This window comes from Dialister succinatiphilus, from assembly GCF_928721695.1.
Lineage (GTDB): Bacteria > Bacillota > Negativicutes > Veillonellales > Dialisteraceae > Dialister > Dialister succinatiphilus.
The window spans coordinates 2,245,943-2,267,487 of the sequence record NZ_OV788641.1 but is presented as its reverse complement, the minus strand read 5'-3'; the positions used below and the strand labels follow the sequence as shown (position 1 = coordinate 2,267,487).

Here is a 21,545-nt window from a genome sequence, read left to right as displayed (position 1 = left end):
ACAGGGTGAATAAGAAATTTGCTCAGCTGGCAGTATGCTTTATCCTTGGTATAGGCATCCAGGCCGGCGCCTATCTCTACATGGACCGCGTCCTCTTTGCTCCTCTTTCCAGCGGCGATTATGATATGTCCGACGTAAAGGACAAAATGGCGGAAGCTGCGGAAAAGGAAGGGAAAAAACTATTTGCTAAAGTCAGTGTCAAGGGAAAGGCCTACTATTCCCATGACTATAAGTACATGGCCGATGTAACCGGTGATTCCGTCACCATTTACAAGGCTGACGATCTGGGAAATCCCCAGAATGTGGATCTTAAAAACCAGGGGGTATCCTTCTTTGAATGGATGCCCGATCGAAATCTGGCTCTCATGGCTCTTTATCCTGCCCACTGGAAGGGCGGTCGCTGGGACGTGACCCTGGCCCGCTATAATCCTGATGGCACTACCCATGAATCGGATGCTCCCATCAGGGACCTTCCAAGAAATTCAAAAATCGTAGACGTAGCCTACTCTACTGCCACCAATGCGGTGTATATGAAAATGGAAGTAGGGAAGGGGCTTTACCGTATTTACCGGACCGATGCCAACTATGATACCAGGCGTATCTACATCCAGACCTCCCATATCGGCAAAATTGCCGTATACTATGACAAGGACCGTCTTTTCTACGATGACAGCCAGAAGGGGATTCTCTATACCTTCAATGGGGATGACAGCTCCTGGAGAGTCATTTCTCCACCCGGTGCCTTCCGTCTGGTGGGCGTTGATGAGGACAAGACCATTTATGCCGTCAAGATTAATACGAAAGGTGATGTGACAGCCTACTATACAGGAAAGCTGGGCGTAGGATTCAAGGAAGTGAAAGCCCTGGATTCCCCGGTAGAATTCAACTCTGTTACCATGCATATGATTAAAGAAGCTGCCGCTCAGGCAGGTAAATAAAGGCACAGCCTTCGGGCTGTGTTTTTTTATGTGGAAAATAGCTTATGAAAAGGGGCAGTTTTTTAGCTGGACATGGAGCCGGTACCAGAGGCTTTAGAAAAGAGCGGAGTAAAAGGAATGGGATGGAGTAAAACAATGAAAAACAGGGTGTCAGAATGCCCATGAAATGGTATAATATGTCAGATATGGGGAAGCGCCGGCTCTGTGCCGCGACGGCTTCCTGCAGGTGAATAGAGGAAGGGAGATCATGAATGGACGAGAAAGAAGAAGTCTACACAGCTGATGACCGACTGATTGTGGCACTGGATGTGGATTCTTTCGACAAAATGAAAGAACTGGTAGACGAACTGGGAGATCTGGTTTCTTATTATAAGGTAGGTATGGAGCTGTATTACAGCGCAGGCAGCGAAACCATCCATTACCTGAAGGAACATGGGAAGAAAGTGTTCCTGGACCTGAAACTTCATGATATTCCCAATACCGTAGGCCACAGCGTGGCTTCCGTTACCCGTCTGGGAGTAAACCTGATTACAGTCCATGCCGGCGGCGGCAGGGCTATGATGCAGGCAGCTGCCAGATATGCAAAAATAACGGCAGATGAACTGGGAGTGGAACGTCCGAAGATTCTGGCAGTGACTGTACTCACCAGCTTTGATGACCAGGGCTGGCAGGAAGTGGGCGGTCATCTTCCTATTCAGGACCACGTACTGGAACTGGCCCAGCTGGCCAAAGATTCCGGTGTGGACGGCGTAGTGGCATCGCCTAGAGAAGCTTCATCCATCCGCAAAATGGCAGGGAATGATTTCCTTATCGTCACCCCGGGCATCCGCCCTTCTTTTGCCCAGACTGATGACCAGAAGCGTATTGCCACTCCATCGGAAGCTTTCAAAGACGGGTCTTCCATGCTTGTTATCGGCCGGCCTATTACCCAGGCCATTGATCCCTGCGCAGCAGCCCGTTTGATTTTAAAGGAAATTAAGGAGAATGCATGATGAACGAAAAAGAAGTTGAATCTTTACTGAAAGAAACCAAAGCTATTCTGGAAGGTCATTTCCTTCTCACCAGCGGCCTTCACAGCCCTCTGTATGTTGAAAAATTCAACGTTCTCCAGCATCCGGAATATACGGAAAAGCTGTGCCAGGAATTTGCCAACCACTTCAAGGGCATGGGCATTGAAACGGTTATCGGACCGGCTACCGGCGGCATTATTCTTTCCCAGGTGACTGCCCGCCTTCTGGGTGTCCGTTCCATTTTCACCGAAAGAGAAAACGGTAAGATGACTCTTCGCCGTGGTTTCAAAATTGCGCCTGGTGAAAAGGTGCTCATCGTAGAAGATATTGTCACCACCGGCGGCTCCATTAAAGAAGTAGTGGACGTGGTGAACAAGGCGAAAGGCGACATCGTAGGTATCGGCCTCTTCGTAGACCGTTCCGGCGGCAAGGCAGACTTCGGTGTCCCCAAAGAAAAGGTATATCCTCTTCTTCACCTCACCGTTCCTACCTACAAACCGGAAGAATGTCCCCTGTGCAAGGCCGGCGTACCTATTACAGAACGGGGCAGCCATCATCTGAAATAATGGGATTTTGACATTAAAAAAGCTGTAAAGCCCTTTGGCTTTACAGCTTTTTTGCTGGCATAGCGGGACAGTGGAGGCAGGAGGAAAAGCCAGAAACGCTGGCTGTAACCATTACCTCACAGGGGGATAGCATAACCAGCAGCGGCGCAGCCGCTGCCAGACTCCAGGACCTTTCTTGCTGGAAGGGCGTAGCTCTCTTACGCCTTTGCTGTTCCTTCCACCAGTTCTGTGAATAAATCATGAACGGTGGTTATTTGATTGATTTTCCATGCATTGGCACCGCAGAAGACAAGACCGTGGTCCACATCTCCTCTGACAGCGCGGATGAGGGCCTGGGTAATGCAGTAGGGGGTGGTGCTGGGATCGCAGGTCTTCAGGCAGTGGAAGCAGTTGGTTACAGGAATCCTTCCTTGATGGACGGCACGGACAAAAGGATTGAGCAGGGCGCGGCCCGGCATGTGGACAGGACTCTGCACAATGGTAACATCAGAGGGTTTTGCCTTGACATACATATTTTTGAAGGCCTCTGCTGCATCGCATTCTTTCGTAGCTACGAAACGGGTGGCCATCTGCACGCCGGACAGGCCCAGGGACAGGTAGTGTTCAATATCTTTTTTATCAAAAATACCGCCGCCGAAGACAACGGGAATTTTCTTATTGAATTTTTCTTCAAATTCCTTTACCACGTCAAGAATTTCTAGAATTTCCTTTTCATAGCCGTCACTTTCATGCATTTTCACCTGTTCTCTGGTATAGCCCAGATGGCCGCCGGCCTTGGGGCCTTCAATGACGACCAGGTCTGCCGTGCGGTTATGATGTTTGGCCCAAAGCTTCAGAATCACCCGGGCAGCTTTGGGGGAGCCGATGATAGGGGCAATTTTTGTATTGGTGCCTTCTACACAAACCGGAAGGTCCGCCGGCAGGCCGGCGCCGGAAAAGATAATGTCGGCGCCGCTTTCAGCAGCTGTGCGGGCGTAGTCTTCATAGTGCTGGCCCCGCCACATGATATTGATGCCGATAATGCCGTTTTTGGCTTTTTCGCGGGCTTTATGAATCTGCTCCTTTAAAGCGCGGATATTGGCTTTAACGGTGTTGGTACGGAAATCGGGTTCGTTGAATCCTACCTGGGCAGCGGAAATGACACCAATGCCGCCTTCCCTGGCCACGGCTCCTGCCAGTCCGGAAAGGCTGACGCCAATGCCCATACCTCCCTGGATGATGGGAATATTGGCAGTTAAGTCACCGATGTGAAGCTTTGGTAATTTCATATTATCACTCCTGGATAGTTTTAAAAATATAATACGAAAGAAATCAAACGTTTGACAAATACGCAAACGTATAGTATCCTGTATTCACTGTAGTTTATTCCATATTCGAAGATAAGTCAATGAGAATTTTATGGAATATCTGCTCATAAAATCATACAATCACTACTTAAGGTATAAATTTTGAATTCCAGGTTATCTGTGTACTTCATTTCTTCTTTTTTATTTCTTATCTGGTGATAGCAGTAAGAAATAGAACATGCCGTTTCTATGGGGTAAAGAGAGGATTTATCTTTGGCTTATCACTGGAGACGGCAGGGAAACCGTAGAAAAAGGAAGCCGATTTATTCGGAAACTTCAATTTCCTGATGCACCACTTGCATGGTTGTGGTATAGTATTATCAGCAGGTGATAAAAATGATGGAAAAACGGAAGATGGATAAAAACAAAAGACGAGAAGCCATACAGAATTTACTTCGCCAAAATCCATGTCTGACAGATGGAGATCTGGCAGAACGTTTTTCTGTGTCTGTGGCAACCATTCGCCTGGATCGGCAGACTCTGGGTATTCCTCAAATGCGGGAGCGCATGGAACATCTGGTATCGTCCCAGCCTTCTGAATCCCATGAGGGGGTCAGGGTACTGGATCTGGATGTCGGTCAGAAAGGGGTAGGCCTCTTAAAGACTACAGAAGAAATGGCTGACAGTGCAGGCATGGTTTCTGCGGAAAAGCTCTACGGGGCAGCTGCAGGCTTTGCGGAATCCCTGGCAGGGGTACCTTTTGCTTCCACTCAGGTAGGAAATATCAAGTATAAGATTCCCGTGGTGCCCGGAACGATTCTCATCGTAAAGGGCCGTATCGTGCTCATGCGGGGGAATAAGAAACACATATATATCAGCTTCTTCCGTGGAGATGAGGAAGTGTACCGGGCTAAGTTTATTATGGAAATTTTGACTGAGACGGAGGCGTCCCATGGATAAAATAGCAGTTGACGCTATGGGCGGTGATTTCGCACCGCTGGAAATCGTACTTGGAGCTATCGAAGCAGTGCGGGAATATCATATTCCTGTGGTGCTGGTAGGAGATGAAGAGCGGATTCGTGATATCTTAAAGAAACATCATGAGGAAAATAATCCGTTGATTGAGGTACATCATGCCTCTCAGGTCATCGAAATGGGAGAACATCCCGGCATGGCCTACCGCAAGAAGAAGGATGCTTCCGTGTCTGTAGGCGCCAGGCTGGTGAAAAACGGGGAATGCGGAGCCCTGGTGGCACCAGGATCCACGGGGGCTGCTGTGACAGCCGGCCTTCTGGGTATCGGACGGATTAAGGGCATTGAGCGCCCCGCCATCCTGACACCGATCCCCAATGAAAAAGGGGGGTATACCTATCTTATCGATTCCGGCGCCAGCGCCCAGCCTAAAGTGGAAACTTATGTGCAGAATGCTCTTCTGGGTTATATTTATGCCCAAAAGGTGGCAGGCATCGCTCATCCTAAAATCGGCCTTCTGAACATCGGTGAAGAAAGCGTAAAGGGCAGCCCTCTGGTGGCGGAAGCCAATCAGGTCCTTTCATCGCAGAAAGTGATTCCCTTTGCAGGCAACGCCGAAGGTCGGGATGTGATGACCGGCGAATTTGATGTCATCGTAACCGACGGCTTTACAGGCAATGTGGTTCTGAAATTCGGAGAAGGGGCAGGAAAACTGGTGGCAGCCCTTTTGAAGGATGCTGTGATGAAAGGGGGACTTCGCGCCAAGCTGGGCGGACTCCTTCTTAAACCGGCTTTGAAGAAATACATGGCTAAGCGCCTTGATTATTCTGAGTACGGCGGCGCGCCTCTTCTGGGAATCAGAGGGGCACTCCTTATCTGCCACGGCGCGTCCAAAGCCAGGGCTATTAAAAATGCCATCCGTATGGCCAGAGATGTGTGCAGCGAAAGGCTGGACGAAGTGGTAGCAGAAACACTTTCAAAGATGAATTTGAAAGAACAGGAATAAAATACAGGGAAGCACCGATTCACAGAGTCGGATTTCATCAGTGCTTCCCGGGGCAGCATCCTGTAGAAATCAGTGCTTTACACATTACATAAAAGGAACGGAAAGCACTGCGAATCATTTGTGTTTATCCAGTATCCTTATTAGGGAAGGAATTTTGATTATGGAAAATACACGTTTTGCCGGTATTTTGGGCACCGGTCACTATGCGCCGGAGAAGATACTGACAAATGCAGATCTGGAAAAAATGGTGGATACATCAGATGAATGGATCCGTACGAGAACCGGCATAGAAACAAGGCATATTGCAGCCCAGTCGGAAAATACATCGGACCTCTGTGTTCATGCGGCAAAGCAGGCCATGGAAGCGGCCGGTGTCACGGCGGATGATATTGATTTCATTCTGGTGGCTACGGCATCTCCTGATTATGTAGTGCCTTCTACGGCCTGCCTGGTACAGGATAAGCTGGGCTGCACCCATGCCGGTGCCATGGATATTTCCGCCGGCTGCTCCGGCTATATCTATGCCGTGGCTGTAGCATCCAACATGGTGAAGGCAGGCATGTACAAACATATCCTTGTGATCGGCGCAGAAATTCTGTCCCGTCTGGTAAACTGGCATGACCGTTCCACCTGTATCCTTTTTGGTGATGGTGCAGGAGCAGCAGTTATCGGGGAAACGGAAGAAGGCTATGGTCTTCTGGCATCGGACCTTGGTTCTGACGGCAGTCTGGGCAAGATTCTTGATATCCCTGCCAGCGGCGTGGCAGAACCGGTAACTCACCGTGCCATCGATTCCGGCCGTATTTATATTCATATGGAAGGACCGGAGGTATTCAAGGCAGCTGTTCGTCATATGGGCGCCACTACCTTGAAAACGCTGGAAAAGGCGGGAGTAGAAAAGGACGATATTGATATGTTCATTGCCCACCAGGCAAACAACCGCATTATTCAGGCCATTGCCAAGCGGCTCCAGGTGCCGGCAGACCATATGTGGGTAAACGTGGATCGTTTCGGCAATACTTCTGCCGCTTCCGTAGGCATTGCTCTGGATGAAGCCGTGCGGGCAGGCAAGGTGAAACACGGTGATATCGTGGTTCTTACCGGCTTCGGTGCCGGACTCACCTGGGGCTGCGATGTGATGCGGTGGATGTAAAGGCTAAGGCATTCCGTTTCCCCGAGACTGAGGAAACAGGAAAAGCCCTTTTCCCTAGGTTTATTTTAAAGAGCTCATACTATTACCATATATTACTATTACGCCATGAGGTGATACGATGAAAACAGCATTTCTTTTTCCGGGACAGGGTTCCCAGAAGGTAGGCATGGTTCACGATCTTTACGAAAATTTTGATTCCGTAAAGCATCTGGTAGAAGAAGCAGATGATACGCTGGGATTCTCCATTTCCAAAATGATGTTTGAAGGTCCGGATTCCGAACTGATGAAGACAGAATTTACCCAGCCTGCTATTTTGACTGCCAGCGTAGCAGTATGGCAGGTGCTGAAGGAAAAAGGCGTGGAACCAGCTGTTGCTGCAGGCCACAGCCTTGGTGAATATTCCGCTCTGGTAGCGGCCGGCGCCATTTCCTTTGCAGACGCTGTAAAGACGGTACATCTCCGCGGCCGTTTCATGCAGGAAGCAGTGCCCCTGGGAGAAGGGGGGATGGCTGCTATCATCGGACTGACTCCTGATAAGATTGTGGAAGTATGCCAGTCTGTTTCCACCGATGATGCGCCTGTGCAGGCAGTGAATTTCAACTGCCCTGGACAGGTGGTGATTGCCGGTGCCACAAAAGGAGTTGAAAAAGCCTGCGAAGCTCTGAAGGCAGCAGGTGCCCGCCGTGCGATCATGCTTCATGTGAGTGCTCCATTCCATTCCACCCTCATGGAACCGGCAGCTGCCAGACTGAAGGAAGTCCTTGACACCATTGAAATCCATGATACGAAGATTCCGGTGGTGGCCAATGTAAATGCCAAAGAAGAAACAAAGGCCGATGAAATCCGGCAGAACCTGGTGGACCAGGCTGCACATCCGGTACACTGGGAAGAATCCATTCGTCATATGATTGCCGGCGGCGTGGACTACACGGTCGAAGCCGGCCCGGGCACTGTTCTTTCCGGATTTATGAGAAAGATTGACCGCAAGATTCCTTCTGTTCATGCAGAAGATACAGCAACAGTTGAAGAAGTGGTCAAAGCTCTGAAGGGAGAATAATCCATGGAAAACATTGAAAAAACAGCACTGGTCACCGGTGCGTCCAGAGGTATTGGCCGGGCTATCGCCCTGGCTCTGGCATCTAAAGGTTTTGCAGTGGCCCTGAACTATGCGGGAAGCCATGATGCGGCCGAAGCGGTAAAGAAAGAAATCGAAGATGCCGGCGGCAAAGCGTTCACTGTACAGGGAGATGTGTCTAAAAGTGAAGATGTGGACCGCATTTTCAAAACCGTAAAAGATGAGTTCGGCGGCTTGGATGTACTGGTAAACAATGCAGGCATTAACAGGGATGCCCTTCTTATACGTATGAAGGAATCCAACTGGGATGACGTGATTTCCACGGATCTGAAGAGTGATTTTCTCACCACCAAGGCAGCTGCTGCCATAATGATGAGGAAGAGAAAAGGCTCCATCATTAATATTTCTTCTGTAGTAGGCATTATGGGCAATATCGGCCAGGCCAACTACGCGGCAGCCAAGGCAGGGGTGATTGGTCTCACCAAAGCCTGCGCCAAAGAAATGGCCGCTCGTAATATCCGTGTCAATGCAGTGGCTCCTGGCTTTATTGAAACAGCTATGACCGATGGCATTCCTGAAAAAATCAGGGAAGGCATGATTGCATCCATCCCCATGGGACGGATGGGCCAGCCCGAGGACATTGCCAGGGCTGTGTGCTTCCTGGCTTCCGATGATGCGTCCTACATCACCGGCCAGGTACTGGTGGTAGACGGCGGTCTTGTAATGTAATCTGACTTGGGGAATTGCCACCGGTTGGAAGAAATCCTGTTAAATAAGCAGTTTATTACGGAAAACAGGTGACAAGCTCCTGTGGTTGTAATATAATCAGAAAGGTACATTTCTCAATGAAAGGTGGTGAAATTATAATGAGCACTTTTGACAGAGTAAAGAAAATCGTTGTTGACCAGCTGGGTGTAAACGAAGCTGATGTAACCATCGATTCTACTTTCATTGACGACCTGGGCGCTGATTCCCTCGATATCGTTGAACTGATCATGGCATTTGAAGAAGAATTCGACATTGAAATTCCGGATGATGCTGCTGAAAAGATTAAAACTGTAAAGAACGCTGTAGACTACATCGACAGCCAGATTCAGTAATCAGAAAGTTATAGTCATAATGGGGCCGGGGAAGCTGTTTCCCCGGCAAACCAGTATGATGGGGGAAAATGCCTCAAAAAAGCGGATTACCGGTCCGTTGTTATCCGTTTTTTTGAGGTCTTATCCTTTCACGAAGATATTCGGAATTTTTTATTGTGAGGTGCTCCTTAATGGAAAAAAGAAGAGTTGTTATAACAGGTATGGGCGTAGTTTCTCCCGTAGGTATCGGTACAGAAGAATTCTGGAATGCGCTGATGGCCGGCAAATCCGGCATTGGCCCGATTACAGAATTTGATCCGGAAGGATTCCCTGTGCGCATTGCCGGCGAAGTCAAGGACTTTGATGCTGTGAAATATGTGGGAGACAGAAAAGCAGTCCGCCATATGGATCGGAATGTGCAGTTTGCAGTGGCAGCTGCCAAAATGGCAGTGGAAGATGCCAAACTGGACATGAGCGTTGAAAACCCTGACCGCGTAGGTACCATTATTGGTACCGGCATCGGCGGCATCAATACCATGGAAGAGACGGTACATCGCATTGACACCAGAGGACCAGCCAAGGTGAATCCCTTTGCTGTTCCCATGATGATTGCCAATATGGCTGCCGGCCAGGTTTCCATCAACTTCGGTCTTATGGGACCGGTACTGGCTGATGTGACTGCCTGCGCTTCCGGAAATAATGCCATCGGCCGTGCTACCAGAACGATCCAGTATGGTGATGCGGATGTCATGTTTGCCGGCGGTACTGAAGCTGCTGTAGCCAAGACCCCTATGGCAGGATTTGCTGCCATGAAAGCTCTTTCCTCCAGAGAATGCCCGCCGGAAGAAGCGTCCTGCCCCTTTGATGTAAGAAGAGACGGCTTTGTACTTGGCGAAGGCAGCGGCGTGCTCATTCTGGAAGAACTGGAACACGCAAAGAAGAGAGGAGCCCATATTTATGCAGAAGTCATCGGTTACGGCTCCAACGGCGATGCTTATCACATTACCGCTCCCCGTCCCGGCGGAGAACTGGCAGCCCGCTGCATGAAGAAAGCCATTGATGATGCAGGTATTTCTCCCGATGATATTGATTACATCAATGCTCATGGCACATCTACCGGCCTGAACGATAAAAACGAGACCAAGGCCATTAAAGACGTCCTTGGCAAACATGCCTACGACGTAGTGATTAACTCTACCAAATCCATGACCGGCCATCTTCTGGGGGCTGCCGGTGCCATTGAAGCCATCGTCTGCGTTCTATCCATCGAACATAATAAAGTTCACCAGACACTGAACCTGAAGACCCCGGATCCGGAATGCGACCTGGACTATGTACCGGAAGGACCGAGAGACGTCAAGGTGGACGTGACCATGTCCAATGCTTTCGGCTTCGGCGGACACAACGCAGTGGTTGTTATGAGGCGCTATGAAGAATGAGCCATGCAGAAACAAGGCGTAAAGAACGTCTTGAAGAAGTAAGGAAATTCGCAGAAGACAACAACATTCCCGTGCAGAACATCCAGCTTCTGAATACAGCTCTCACCCACACCTCCTATGCCAATGAGCATAAGGGAGAAGTGATTCATGACAATGAAAGACTGGAATTTCTGGGAGATGCGGTGCTGGACCTGGTGGTAGGGGAATATCTCTTCCTTCGTTTCCCTACCTGGCCGGAAGGAAATCTGACCCGTGCCAAAGCCAGCGCCGTGTGCAAACCGGCCTGCGCTGAATGCGCCGCCAAATTTCATATCGGCGACTACATGCGGCTGGGCAGGGGAGAGGAAATGTCCGGCGGCCGTACCAGGGTTTCCATCCTGGGCGATGCCTTCGAAGCAGTCATCGGTGCCATTTATCTGGATAACAACTACGAAGTGGCAGCCCGCTTCATCCTGGGCCATCTGAAGAAATACCTGGACCTCATCGATGAAGGAAACTATGACCATGATTACAAAACGGACCTGCAGGAACTGGTGCAGAAGCACAAAGAGGCAGATATTCACTATGAAGTAGTCCGTGACGAAGGCCCGGATCACGACAAGACCATCTGGATGAAGATTACCATTAACGGTAAAGACTTCGGCACCGGTATGGGGAAAAATAAAAAAGAAGCAGCCCAGAAAGCGGCCAGAGAAGCAATCAGCCGCCTGCAGAAAGGCGCACAGATATAAGAAATGCAAAAGCACCGGAACCTTCATGGGGCGGTGCTTTTGTGATGGAGGGAAAAGTCTTCTGCCCGGCATGACACAGGTGCTGCCCATAGGACAGGAAACGATCTTCAAGGTTCCAGACCTGTCAAAAGGGGCGAAATTTCTTGCCTGTCATGTTATAATTGAAAATAGAAATATATCGATTATGAAACTGTTCATTTTGAATAGTTTCATTTTTCTTTACCCTATAAGGGAAACGCCGATTCCATGACAGTGAATGAATCGGTGCTTTTCCGGAATAGATGAAAGAGGAAGTTTATGGATAGAAGCAGGATTCAGAGACAGTACATGGAACCGATGATTCCTTTTAAGCTGAAGGCGCCTTTCCAGCCCACTGGAGACCAGCCGAAAGCGGTGAAGTCGCTGGTACAGGGACTGAATGAGGGGCAGTGGGCCCAGGTCCTTCTGGGGGCCACCGGTACGGGCAAAACTTTTACCATGGCCAAGGTCATTGAAGAAGTACAGCGGCCGACCCTGATCATTTCACCAAACAAAACCCTGGCGGCACAGACAGCCAGTGAGTTCAAGGATTTCTTTCCGGACAACGCGGTATACTATTTCGTCAGCTATTACGATTACTATCAGCCCGAATCCTATGTACCCCAGACGGATACTTATATAGAAAAGGATTCCTCCCGGAATGAAGAAATCGACCGGCTGCGTCATTCTGCCACCATGGCCCTCTTTGAACGGAAGGATGTCATTATCGTAGCCTCTGTGTCCTGCATCTATGGTTTGGGGGATCCGGAAGACTACAGTACTATGGGCCTGTCCCTCCGTCCGGGAGAAGAAATCGATAGGGACAAGATTATTGAAAAACTGGTGAATATGCAGTACATGCGGAATGATATGAATTTCACCAGAGACACTTTCCGGGTGCGGGGAGATACGATTGATGTATTTCCGGCTTCGGAAAATAATGTGGCTGTTCGGATTGAAATGTTTGGGGACGAAGTGGATTCCCTTACGGAATTCGATGTGCTTACGGGAGAAACAGTGGCGGAGCGGAACCATATCGGTATTTTCCCGGCGTCCCACTATGTCACCAGTTCTGATAAGCTGAAAAAAGCCATCGGTTCCATTGAACAGGAATTGGACGGCAGGCTGAAGGAGCTTCGGGACCAGGGAAAACTGCTGGAAGCCCAGCGGCTGGAACAGCGGACCAACTACGACCTGGAAATGATGCAGGAAGTCGGGTACTGCTCCGGCATCGAAAACTATTCCCGCCACATGTCAAGCAGGAAGCCCGGAGAGCCGCCCTACACCCTTCTTGACTATTTCCCCGATGATTTTCTGATTATGATTGATGAATCCCATGTGACAGTGCCCCAGCTCCGGGCCATGTACAACGGCGACCAGTCCAGAAAACGCACACTGGTAGATTACGGTTTCCGCCTGCCCAGTGCCCTGGATAACAGGCCTCTGACTTTTGATGAATTCACGGAGCGGATTAACCAGATTATTTACGTATCCGCTACGCCGGGACCCTATGAAATGGGGGTACAGACAAATCTGGCAGAGCAGATTATCCGTCCTACCGGTCTTTTGGACCCCAGTATCGAAGTGCGTCCCATTGAAGGACAGATGGATGACCTGCTGGGAGAAATCCATAAACGTGAAGATGCCCATGAAAGGGTGCTCATTACAACCCTTACCAAGAAAATGGCAGAGGACCTCACTGATTTCCTCACGGAAGCAGGGGTGAAGGTACGGTATCTCCACTCCGATGTGGCCACCATTGAAAGGGCGGAAATTATTCGCGACCTTCGGGCCGGCGTCTTCGATGTACTGGTGGGCATCAATCTTCTTCGCGAAGGTCTTGATATGCCGGAAGTATCACTGGTAGCCATTCTGGATGCGGATAAGGAAGGATTCCTCCGCTCTGAAACATCCATGATCCAGGTCATTGGCCGGGCCGCCAGAAATGAACACGGTCATGTCATCATGTATGCCGACAGGGTGACAAAATCCATGAAATATGCCATCGATGAAACCAACCGCCGCCGCAGGATTCAGGAAGCCTACAACAAGGAACACCACATTACGCCCCATACAGTGCAGAAACGGGTGAAAGACCTTATTGACCTTACGAAGATTGAGGAAAAAACGGGAGACTATGGCAAGAAACCGGCAGGAAAAGAAGAAATGTCTGACGAAGAGCTGTATATGCAGATGCAGCAGACGGAAAAGGATATGAAACGGGCTGCCAAATCCCTGGAATTTGAAGAAGCTGCCATGTGGCGGGACCAGCTGGCCAAGCTGCGCCAGATGTGGACTGATCGTTACGGTTCCCGGGCCGACGCCGCCCTGAAAAGGGTGAGTGCCGGAAAAAAGAGAATCAACAGGCCTATGAAAAAGAGAATATAAGAGAAGCCTTTTCATCATTCAGGGCTTATGCTTTCAGGGCAGCAGTCATTCATAGAGATCTCCATGTATAAGAATCCCCAAACACTGCTGCCTTACAGGACTTTTCAAAACAGGATTACCTGCATCTATAGATTTATCTTCAACCCATGGCATGCTCTCTTTCATGTCATATAGAAAGGAATAGAATGGAAAAAGGAATTATCATTCACGGGGCCAGGCAGAATAACCTGAAGAATATCGACCTCACCCTGCCTCGGAATAAACTTATCGTGTTCACCGGACTTTCCGGCTCAGGAAAGTCTTCCCTTGCCTTTGATACGATTTATGCGGAAGGGCAGAGAAAGTATGTGGAGTCTCTGTCTGCCTATGCCCGCCAGTTTTTAGGACAGATGAACAAGCCGGATGTGGATAAGATATCCGGCCTTTCGCCGGCCATTTCCATTGACCAGAAATCCACCAGCCATAATCCCCGGTCCACTGTGGGCACAGTGACGGAAATCCATGATTATCTCCGCATGCTCTTTGCCCATGCCAGCCGGGCTTTCTGCCCTCACTGCGGCAGACCCATTCAGCGGCAGACCGTAGATCAGATTGTAGATGCCCTCACAGCTCTGGGAGACAGGACGAAGCTCATGATTCTGGGCCCCGTGGCTGTACAGAAGAAGGGAACCCACAAGAAGCTTCTGGAAGAACTTCGGAAGGAAGGGTATGTGCGCGTCCGGGTGGACGGGCAGGTGCTTTCTCTTTCCGATGAAATCGAACTGGAGAAGAATAAGAAGCATACCGTTGAAGTGGTGGTGGACCGCATCATTATTAAGGATGGCATTGTGCGCCGCCTCACGGACTCTGTGGAAGAAGCGCTGAAGCTGGGAGACGGCCTCATGGTGGGAGCGGTGCCGGGAGGGAAGGATTATCTCTTCAGCACCCACTTTGCCTGCCCGGACTGCGGCATTTCTCTGCCTAAACCGGAACCCCGCATCTTTTCTTTCAACAATCCCTTCGGTGCATGTCCTGCCTGCATGGGGCTGGGTTCTTCCCTGGAAGCGGATTTCAAACGAATCCTGCCGGACCATAAGCAGACCTTCCGCCTCGGGGCTATCCGCCCCTTTCCTTACAACAGGGAAAGCTGGCTTTACAAGCAGCTGGACGCCTTTTTGAAATCCTATGATCTCACCATGGATGCCTGCTTTGATGACCTTCCTCCCAAAGGACAGGAGGAATTCAAGTACGGTGGGAGAGAAATGCTCACATTTTCCTACACCAACCAGGATGGAGAAACAAAGACGTACCAGCGGCAGTTTGAAGGTCTTGTACCCATGACGAAGAGAAGGTATGAAGAGGCCTGGACAGAAAAGATGAAGGAATCCCTGTCTAACTACCTCATTGAAAAGCCCTGCCCCGTATGCCACGGAGCGCGGCTTCGGCCGGAAAGCCTGGCCTTCCGGGTGGGCGGTAAGAATATAGCAGAAATATCTGATATGCCCGTTTCCGAGCTTCTGCCCTTTTTGGAAAAGCTGAAACTGACAGATAAGGAAAAAATCATAGCAGACCAGATTCTTCGGGAAGTGAAAAGCCGTCTCACCTTCCTTTCCAATGTGGGCCTGGAATACCTGACCCTGTCCAGGGGAGCGTCTACCCTTTCCGGCGGTGAAGCCCAGCGCATCCGTCTGGCCACCCAGATCGGTTCCGGTCTGGTGGGGGTGCTTTATATTCTGGATGAACCTTCCATCGGCCTCCACCAGCGGGACAACGACAAACTTCTTGCCACACTGAAAGGAATGCGGGATCTGGGAAATACACTTATTGTGGTGGAACACGATGAAGACACCATCCGCTCTGCTGACTGGGTCGTGGACATCGGACCCGGTGCCGGTGAAAACGGCGGATATGTGGTGGCGGAAGGGACGCCGGAGGATATTAAGAAATCAAAGAAATCCATTACCGGCGCCTACCTTCGGGGCGAAAAATATATTCCTCTGCCGGAACACAGAAGAAAAGGAAATGGCCTGTTCCTTACCATCAAGGGTGCGTCAGAGCATAACCTGAAGCACATTAATGTTTCCTTCCCTTTGGGAGCTTTCACTGTGGTTACCGGTGAGTCTGGCTCCGGCAAGAGTACCCTGGTGAATGAAATCCTTTATCAGGGCCTGTCCAATATCAAGAACCATACCTCCTATGCCGAAGGACAGTACGATACCATGGAAGGGGCGGAATATGTGGATAAGATTATCGACATTGACCAGCAGCCCATCGGCCGCACGCCAAGATCTAATCCTGCCACCTATACCGGTGTTTTCAATGATATCCGGGAGCTTTTCAGCCAGACTTCGGAAGCCAAAATGAGGGGATATAAGCCGGGACGATTCAGCTTCAACATCAAAGGCGGCCGCTGCGAGGCCTGCCACGGCGATGGCATTATTAAAATTGAAATGCAGTTTCTTTCTGATGTATACGTGCCCTGCGAAGTATGCCATGGCGCCCGGTACAACAGGGAGACCCTGGAAGTCCGATATAAGGGAAAGAATATTTCCGACGTACTGAACATGACGGTGGACGAAGCGGTACCTTTCTTTGAAAATCATCCCCGCATTTTGAGAAAACTGGAAACACTGCAGGAAGTGGGGCTGGGCTACATCCATCTGGGACAGCCTGCCACCACCATGTCCGGCGGCGAGGCCCAGCGTGTGAAACTGGCTACGGAACTGATGAGGAGAGGCACAGGAGATACCCTCTATATCCTGGATGAACCTACCACAGGTCTCCATACCGAAGATATCAGGAAACTGCTTATTGTGCTGCAGAAGCTGGTGGATCAGGGAAATACGGTGGTGGTCATCGAACATAACCTGGATGTGGTGAAAGTAGCGGACTACATCATCGATCTGGGCCCCGAAGGCGGCGATAAGGGCGGTGAAGTGGTGGCCTGCGGCACACCGGAGGACATCTGCCGGGTGAAACGGTCCTACACCGGTCAATACCTGCTTCCGGTGATGGAAAGAACCAGGGAAGTGATGAAAGACCATGAAAATGATTGACGTAAACGATAAAATCCGGGCTAAGGTAGAAGCCCTGCCGGATTCACCCGGCGTTTACCGCTGGAAAGATAAAGATGGCCGGGTGATTTATGTAGGGAAGGCAAAGAACCTGAAAAACAGGGTGCGCTCCTATGTAAGAGAGGATAAGAACCGCTCTCCGAAAGTGGCGGCCATGATACGCCATGCGGAAGATCTGGACATTACCATGACTGCCACGGAAATGGAAGCCCTGATTCTGGAATGCAACCTCATCAAGGAAATCCATCCGAAATACAATATTTCCCTCAGGGATGATAAGTCCTATCCCTATGTGAAAATCACAACCAACGAAGAATGGCCCCGCATTTTTGTGACAAGAAATATCCGCCATGATGACGGCGCCCGCTATTTCGGCCCCTTTACCGATGTGGGAAGCCTTCGCACTACCCTGAGCCTCCTGAGGCGCTATTATCCCATCCGAAACTGCCGCTCCATGAAAGTTTCCCGGCCCTGCCTCCAATACCATCTTCATCTCTGCGCAGGTCCCTGCTTCCATCTCTGTTCCAGGGAAGACTACGACTCCTACGTACGTACAGTGTGCGACCTTTTCGAAGGAAAAAGTACGGAACTGGTGAAGGAACTGAAACAGAAGATGATGGCTGCCTCCGACGCCATGGACTATGAGCTGGCCGCTAAATACAGAGACCAGATCAGGGCGGTGGAGTCGGTGCAGCAGCGGCAGAATATAGTGGCCAGCGAAGGAGACTTCGACGTTGTAGGCTATGCCCGGGACGGCAGCCATGCAGGACTGGAAGTCTTTTACATCCGCTACGGCCGTATGGTGGGAAAGGAAAACTTCAGCATACCGGAAAGTGAAAACGAAACGGACGAAGAAATCATCACTGCCTTTATTCGTGATTTCTATGGTGGCAATCCCACATCCATCCCCAGGGAAATCATCCTGCCCCTTCTGCCGGCGGAACAGGAACTCATTGCTTCCTGGATGACCAAACTGAAAGGCAGTGAAGTGACCCTTATTCTTCCTCAGCGCGGCTTTAAACGGCGATTAAAGGACATGGCCATGGCTAACGCTGCCAAGTATCTTTCCGACAAAAAGCTGCAGTGGGAATACCAGGACGCCCGGGAACAGGGGGCGGTGAAAAAACTGAAGGATCTGCTCCACCTGCCAAGGCTGCCGGAACGGATGGAATGCTTCGATATTTCCCATAACCAGGGCGCTGAAACCACAGGCTCCATGGTAGTCTTCGAACATGGCCGCCCGGCGAAAAGGGAGTACAGGAAATTCAAACTCCAGACCACCCAGGGCCATGCCGATGATTTCAAATCCATGGCAGAAGTCATGAGCCGCCGCTATGGAAACGAAAAAGACTGGCCAACACCGGACCTTATCGTTCTGGATGGCGGCCTGGGACAGCTTCATGCCGCCCTGCCCGCCATCAGAAACGCCGGCTGTGATGCCCCTGTCATCGGCCTGGCCAAGAGAATCGAGGAAATCTACGTGGAAGGTTCCGAAGACCCCATCATTCTGGATCATCACGAACCGGCCCTCCAGCTCCTCCAGTTCATTCGCGACGAAGCCCACCGCTTCGTCATCACCTACCACAGGAAATGGACGAATAAGAGAAATACCGAATCCATCCTGGACCACATCGAAGGCATCGGTCCCACCAGAAGAAACGCCCTGTGGCATGCCTTCCGCTCTCTTGACGAAATGCGTAAAGCCACTATAGAAGAACTGTCCCAGGTGCCCGGCATGAACAAAAGGGCAGCAGAAGCGGTATACCGATTCTTTCATATGAGAAAAGACGAAAAACAGATGGTCCTTACAGGACAAAAGGTGGAAGGGGAATAGGGAGAGGCACAGCAGGGCTTCCCGCCCTTCTGTTCCTGCTTTGATGCTTACCTTTTCCATCTCAACCCTTGACAAAGCCCGATTCTCCACGTATAATGATGAAGTTGATAATTTTATCCACCAGCTTAAGGCGCTGTATAAAACGTACAGCAGGAGCTATCAAGCGGCAGGCCGATAGGTAAGGAGGTGCTAAGAATGCCGGTTCCGAAGACAAAAAGTTCCAGATCCCGTCGTGATAAGAGACGTGCTAACTGGAAGCTGACTGTTCCGGGTCTTGTGGAATGCCCGCAGTGCCATGCACTGAAAAAACCTCATCATGTATGCCCTGTATGCGGTTACTACAAAGGCAAACAGATCATCAGCAAGACTGTTGAAGAATAATAGAAAAACGTTTTCCTCCAGAGGGAAACGTTTTTTTAGTGTCTGGAAAAGGGGAGAAGAAATGGAGGGAAAGGGGGCCGGAAGTGTTGGCAGTAAGGACGTTATTTTTCCCTTTTCGAATCTGTCCTCAGCGCTTCGCCTGTCTCCTTCCTGTGGAAGGAGACAAAACCAGCTGGTATGATGCTTCAGCAGCTCTTAGAATCCAAATGGCCTGTCAAGTGTGAGTTTTTTGTGTCCCTTTGGTTCCGAAGATACCAGCTTTCCCTGCAGGCGGTGGGACAATTATGGAGGAAGGCAGCCCTTCCTTTTATCTATTTTTCACATGGTATCTATACTGAAAATATGCTATAATTATCGCAAGTTCAATGCAGAAGTCTGCTCGCTTTGGCTTTTGGAAGGATAGTTTCACAGGAGAATATGAAGAGGCCGGACGGGAAGAATGGATGCAATATAAAAAAGGGAGGAACAGTAGAATGGCAGGAAGTCAATGGAAGAAGATTCTGGCAGCAGGTTTATGCGGCCTTATGGCAGCAGGTGTTTTGGCAGGCTGCGGCGGTGGAAGCGGAAGCGGAAGCAGCAGCTCCGGCGGCAAAATGAAGGTGGGGGTGGTGCAGATTGTGCAGCACCCGGCACTGGATGAGTCGAATAAAGGGTTTGTGGATGCTCTGAACGAAGCGGGGCTGAAGGACAAAGTGGAAATTGATGAGCAGAATGCTCAGGGCGATCAGTCCAACCTGAAAGCCATTGCCAACCGCTATGTGTCCGGCAATTATAATCTGATTTGTGCGATTTCCACACCGGCGGCTCAGGCTATGGCCAATGCCACTGATAAGATTCCCATTATCTGTACCGCTATTTCTGATTTCGAAAATGCAAAGCTCATGAAGTCGGAGAAGGCACCGGACAGCAATGTAACCGGCACCAATGATCGGGGACCGGTAGATAAGCAGGTGAAGCTGATTAAGGAAATCCAGCCTAATGTCAAAAAAATCGGCATTATCTACAATTCCAGTGAAATCAATTCCGTGGTACAGGCAAAGCATTTGAAGGAAAACTGCCAGCCCCTGGGCATTGATGTGGTGGAACTGACAGTGAATTCTGTGAATGATGTACAGCAGGTAGCGGAAGGCTTCCTGGGCGGTAAGGTAGATGCCATTTACGTGCCAACGGATAACATTATCGCGTCCTCCATCCCCACCCTTATGGCAGTGGCCAACAGGGACAAGATTCCGGTGTACGGCGCAGAAGTGGGTCATGTGAAGAATGGCGTGCTGGCTTCCGAGTCCATCAGCTTCTACGATATCGGACATCGGGCAGGCCAGATGGCTGCGGAAATCCTGAAGGGAAATAAGACAGTGAAAGATTTCCCTGTAGAAGGAGCAGAGAAAACAAAGCTTTACATCAATAAGAGTGAAATGGAAACATTGGGTATCCAGATTCCAAAGGAAGTTCTTGACAGGGCAGAAATGATCTGACGTTTTACAGGAAAAGACAAAGAGTAACTTCCGATTTCCACGGAGGTTACTCTTTATCTATGGTTTTAAAATTTTAGGGAAAGGGTTAGTGTTGTGGCTTCAAAACTGAAACAGCTCTGGTGGTTAATGCTTATTTTTGCGGTGTGTAATGTAGTGATGGCCGTGATGTTGTACCAGTCTTCATCGCCGGAACCGGTGAATGAAGATGTGGTGCCTATTGCGGCGAAGAATGTGTATTCCATCGGCATTCTGCAGTCCGATGATCTGGCAGAACAGAATAAAATGACTGCCGGTGTGCTGGCAGCGTTGGAAGCTGAGGGATACAGCAAGGGCGGCAGAGCCAAAATCGACATTGTGCAGGCCAAGGGCAATGACAAGAAACTGGAAGCTTCAGCAAAGAAGTTTGCCCGTGACAAAAAGGACTTAATTATCGCCATAGGCACCGACTCCGCCAAAGCAGCCGTCAAAGCGACGAAAAACATTCCTATTGTGGGAGTGGGGGTCATGAATTTTAAGAAAGATAAAGATTTCGCAGGACATCGAAATCTTACCGGCATCATGGATAATCCGGCTATCCTGACCCAGATTCGCATGGCCAGCCGCTGCATGTCTGTGAAAAAGCTGGGCATTCTCTATAATCCCGGCGATGCAGCTGCCTCTCTGCAGGTAGAAATCCTCCGAGAAGTAGCTGCCCAGAAAGGGATTTCCCTCTATGAGGTAGCCTATCAGCCCGACAAAGCGGCAGAGCCCCAGATTCAGAAACTGGTAGGGCATATTACGGCCCTCTATGTGCCGGAAGACACGGACCTCCTTACCCATTTTGATGACATCGTAAAGGTGATGAATGGTGCCAATATTCCTATCATTGGAGAACAGTCTGAAATGGTACGGCGGGGCGCTCTCATTTCCGTATCCCCCAGCTACTACCGCATGGGATTCTCCGGCGGCCGCATGGCAGCCAGTCTGCTGAAGGGGGATTTGATTCCGGAAGATATTCCCATCATGCGGCAGCAGGATCCGGATATCGTCATCAATATGAAGCAGGTGAATGCTTTGAATATTCCGCTGCCCGGAGACCTGTGGCAGCGTTCCAGAAAGCTGTACCTCTATGACGGACAGCCTGCAAGACCCTGATTAGGAT

General features: G+C 50.1%; 18 protein-coding genes. 17 read left to right on the top strand and 1 reads right to left on the bottom strand.

Annotated features, from left to right (window positions below; all coding sequences use genetic code 11):
• The first annotated feature begins 5 nt into the window (after window positions 1–5).
• The 3 genes from NW747_RS09555 to pyrE all read left to right on the top strand — a co-directional run bounded on the left by NW747_RS09555 (window position 6) and on the right by pyrE (window position 2,514).
• A complete protein-coding gene (locus NW747_RS09555) occupies window positions 6–938 on the top strand; it encodes a hypothetical protein (RefSeq protein WP_273094483.1) in 933 nt (310 codons plus the stop codon).
• 251 nt (window positions 939–1,189) lie between these two features.
• Window positions 1,190–1,930: an orotidine-5'-phosphate decarboxylase gene (pyrF, locus tag NW747_RS09550; RefSeq protein ID WP_008858819.1), complete on the top strand. Its 741-nt coding sequence runs from the start codon at window positions 1,190–1,192 to the stop codon at window positions 1,928–1,930.
• Window positions 1,927–2,514, top strand: coding sequence for an orotate phosphoribosyltransferase (gene pyrE / locus NW747_RS09545; RefSeq protein WP_008858820.1), 588 nt, complete (start codon window positions 1,927–1,929; stop codon window positions 2,512–2,514). Before pyrF ends, pyrE begins: the two co-directional genes overlap by 4 nt.
• 197 nt (window positions 2,515–2,711) lie before the next feature.
• Here pyrE and NW747_RS09540 read toward each other — a convergent pair whose 3' ends face one another.
• Entirely contained in the window at window positions 2,712–3,782 is a 1,071-nt protein-coding gene (locus NW747_RS09540) for an NAD(P)H-dependent flavin oxidoreductase (RefSeq protein ID WP_273187169.1), read from the bottom strand.
• Window positions 3,783–4,196: 414 nt separating this feature from the next.
• On the opposite strand from NW747_RS09540, the gene NW747_RS09535 reads away from it, so the two are divergent.
• From NW747_RS09535 to NW747_RS09470, 14 genes are all read left to right on the top strand, one after another.
• Window positions 4,197–4,760, top strand: coding sequence for a DeoR family transcriptional regulator (locus tag NW747_RS09535; RefSeq protein WP_273187168.1), 564 nt, complete (start codon window positions 4,197–4,199; stop codon window positions 4,758–4,760).
• On the top strand, window positions 4,753–5,778 hold the full coding sequence (gene plsX, locus NW747_RS09530) for a phosphate acyltransferase PlsX (RefSeq protein ID WP_008858823.1): 1,026 nt from the start codon (window positions 4,753–4,755) through the stop codon (window positions 5,776–5,778). Before NW747_RS09535 ends, plsX begins: the two co-directional genes overlap by 8 nt.
• Before the next feature lie 160 nt (window positions 5,779–5,938).
• Window positions 5,939–6,931 carry a beta-ketoacyl-ACP synthase III gene (locus NW747_RS09525; protein WP_273187166.1) on the top strand — a complete coding sequence of 331 codons (993 nt, stop codon included), beginning with the start codon at window positions 5,939–5,941 and terminating at the stop codon, window positions 6,929–6,931.
• Window positions 6,932–7,049: 118 nt separating this feature from the next.
• Entirely contained in the window at window positions 7,050–7,988 is a 939-nt protein-coding gene (gene fabD, locus NW747_RS09520; protein ID WP_008858825.1) for an ACP S-malonyltransferase, read from the top strand.
• A 3-nt stretch (window positions 7,989–7,991) separates the two neighbouring features.
• On the top strand, window positions 7,992–8,735 hold the full coding sequence (gene fabG / locus NW747_RS09515) for a 3-oxoacyl-[acyl-carrier-protein] reductase (RefSeq protein ID WP_273187164.1): 744 nt from the start codon (window positions 7,992–7,994) through the stop codon (window positions 8,733–8,735).
• Between the two features lie 137 nt (window positions 8,736–8,872).
• Window positions 8,873–9,106 carry an acyl carrier protein gene (locus tag NW747_RS09510; RefSeq protein WP_008858827.1) on the top strand — a complete coding sequence of 78 codons (234 nt, stop codon included), beginning with the start codon at window positions 8,873–8,875 and terminating at the stop codon, window positions 9,104–9,106.
• A gap of 170 nt (window positions 9,107–9,276) precedes the next feature.
• Window positions 9,277–10,524, top strand: a complete 1,248-nt coding sequence (gene fabF / locus NW747_RS09505; RefSeq protein WP_008858828.1) for a beta-ketoacyl-ACP synthase II — start codon at window positions 9,277–9,279, stop codon at window positions 10,522–10,524.
• Window positions 10,521–11,255, top strand: coding sequence for a ribonuclease III (rnc, locus tag NW747_RS09500; protein WP_273187163.1), 735 nt, complete (start codon window positions 10,521–10,523; stop codon window positions 11,253–11,255). The genes fabF and rnc overlap by 4 nt, the downstream gene beginning before the upstream one ends.
• Before the next feature lie 297 nt (window positions 11,256–11,552).
• A complete protein-coding gene (uvrB, locus tag NW747_RS09495; protein ID WP_273187162.1) occupies window positions 11,553–13,661 on the top strand; it encodes an excinuclease ABC subunit UvrB in 2,109 nt (702 codons plus the stop codon).
• A 185-nt stretch (window positions 13,662–13,846) separates the two neighbouring features.
• Window positions 13,847–16,696, top strand: a complete 2,850-nt coding sequence (uvrA, locus tag NW747_RS09490; RefSeq protein ID WP_273187161.1) for an excinuclease ABC subunit UvrA — start codon at window positions 13,847–13,849, stop codon at window positions 16,694–16,696.
• A complete protein-coding gene (gene uvrC / locus NW747_RS09485; RefSeq protein WP_273187159.1) occupies window positions 16,683–18,548 on the top strand; it encodes an excinuclease ABC subunit UvrC in 1,866 nt (621 codons plus the stop codon). Before uvrA ends, uvrC begins: the two co-directional genes overlap by 14 nt.
• Before the next feature lie 195 nt (window positions 18,549–18,743).
• A complete protein-coding gene (gene rpmF, locus NW747_RS09480; RefSeq protein WP_008858833.1) occupies window positions 18,744–18,929 on the top strand; it encodes a 50S ribosomal protein L32 in 186 nt (61 codons plus the stop codon).
• Between the two features lie 473 nt (window positions 18,930–19,402).
• Window positions 19,403–20,404, top strand: coding sequence for an ABC transporter substrate-binding protein (locus NW747_RS09475; protein ID WP_273187158.1), 1,002 nt, complete (start codon window positions 19,403–19,405; stop codon window positions 20,402–20,404).
• 93 nt (window positions 20,405–20,497) lie between these two features.
• The gene (locus tag NW747_RS09470; RefSeq protein ID WP_273187156.1) at window positions 20,498–21,538 is read left to right on the top strand and encodes an ABC transporter substrate-binding protein; all 1,041 of its coding nucleotides are present in this window, start codon (window positions 20,498–20,500) and stop codon (window positions 21,536–21,538) included.
• The last annotated feature ends 7 nt before the right edge of the window (window positions 21,539–21,545 follow it).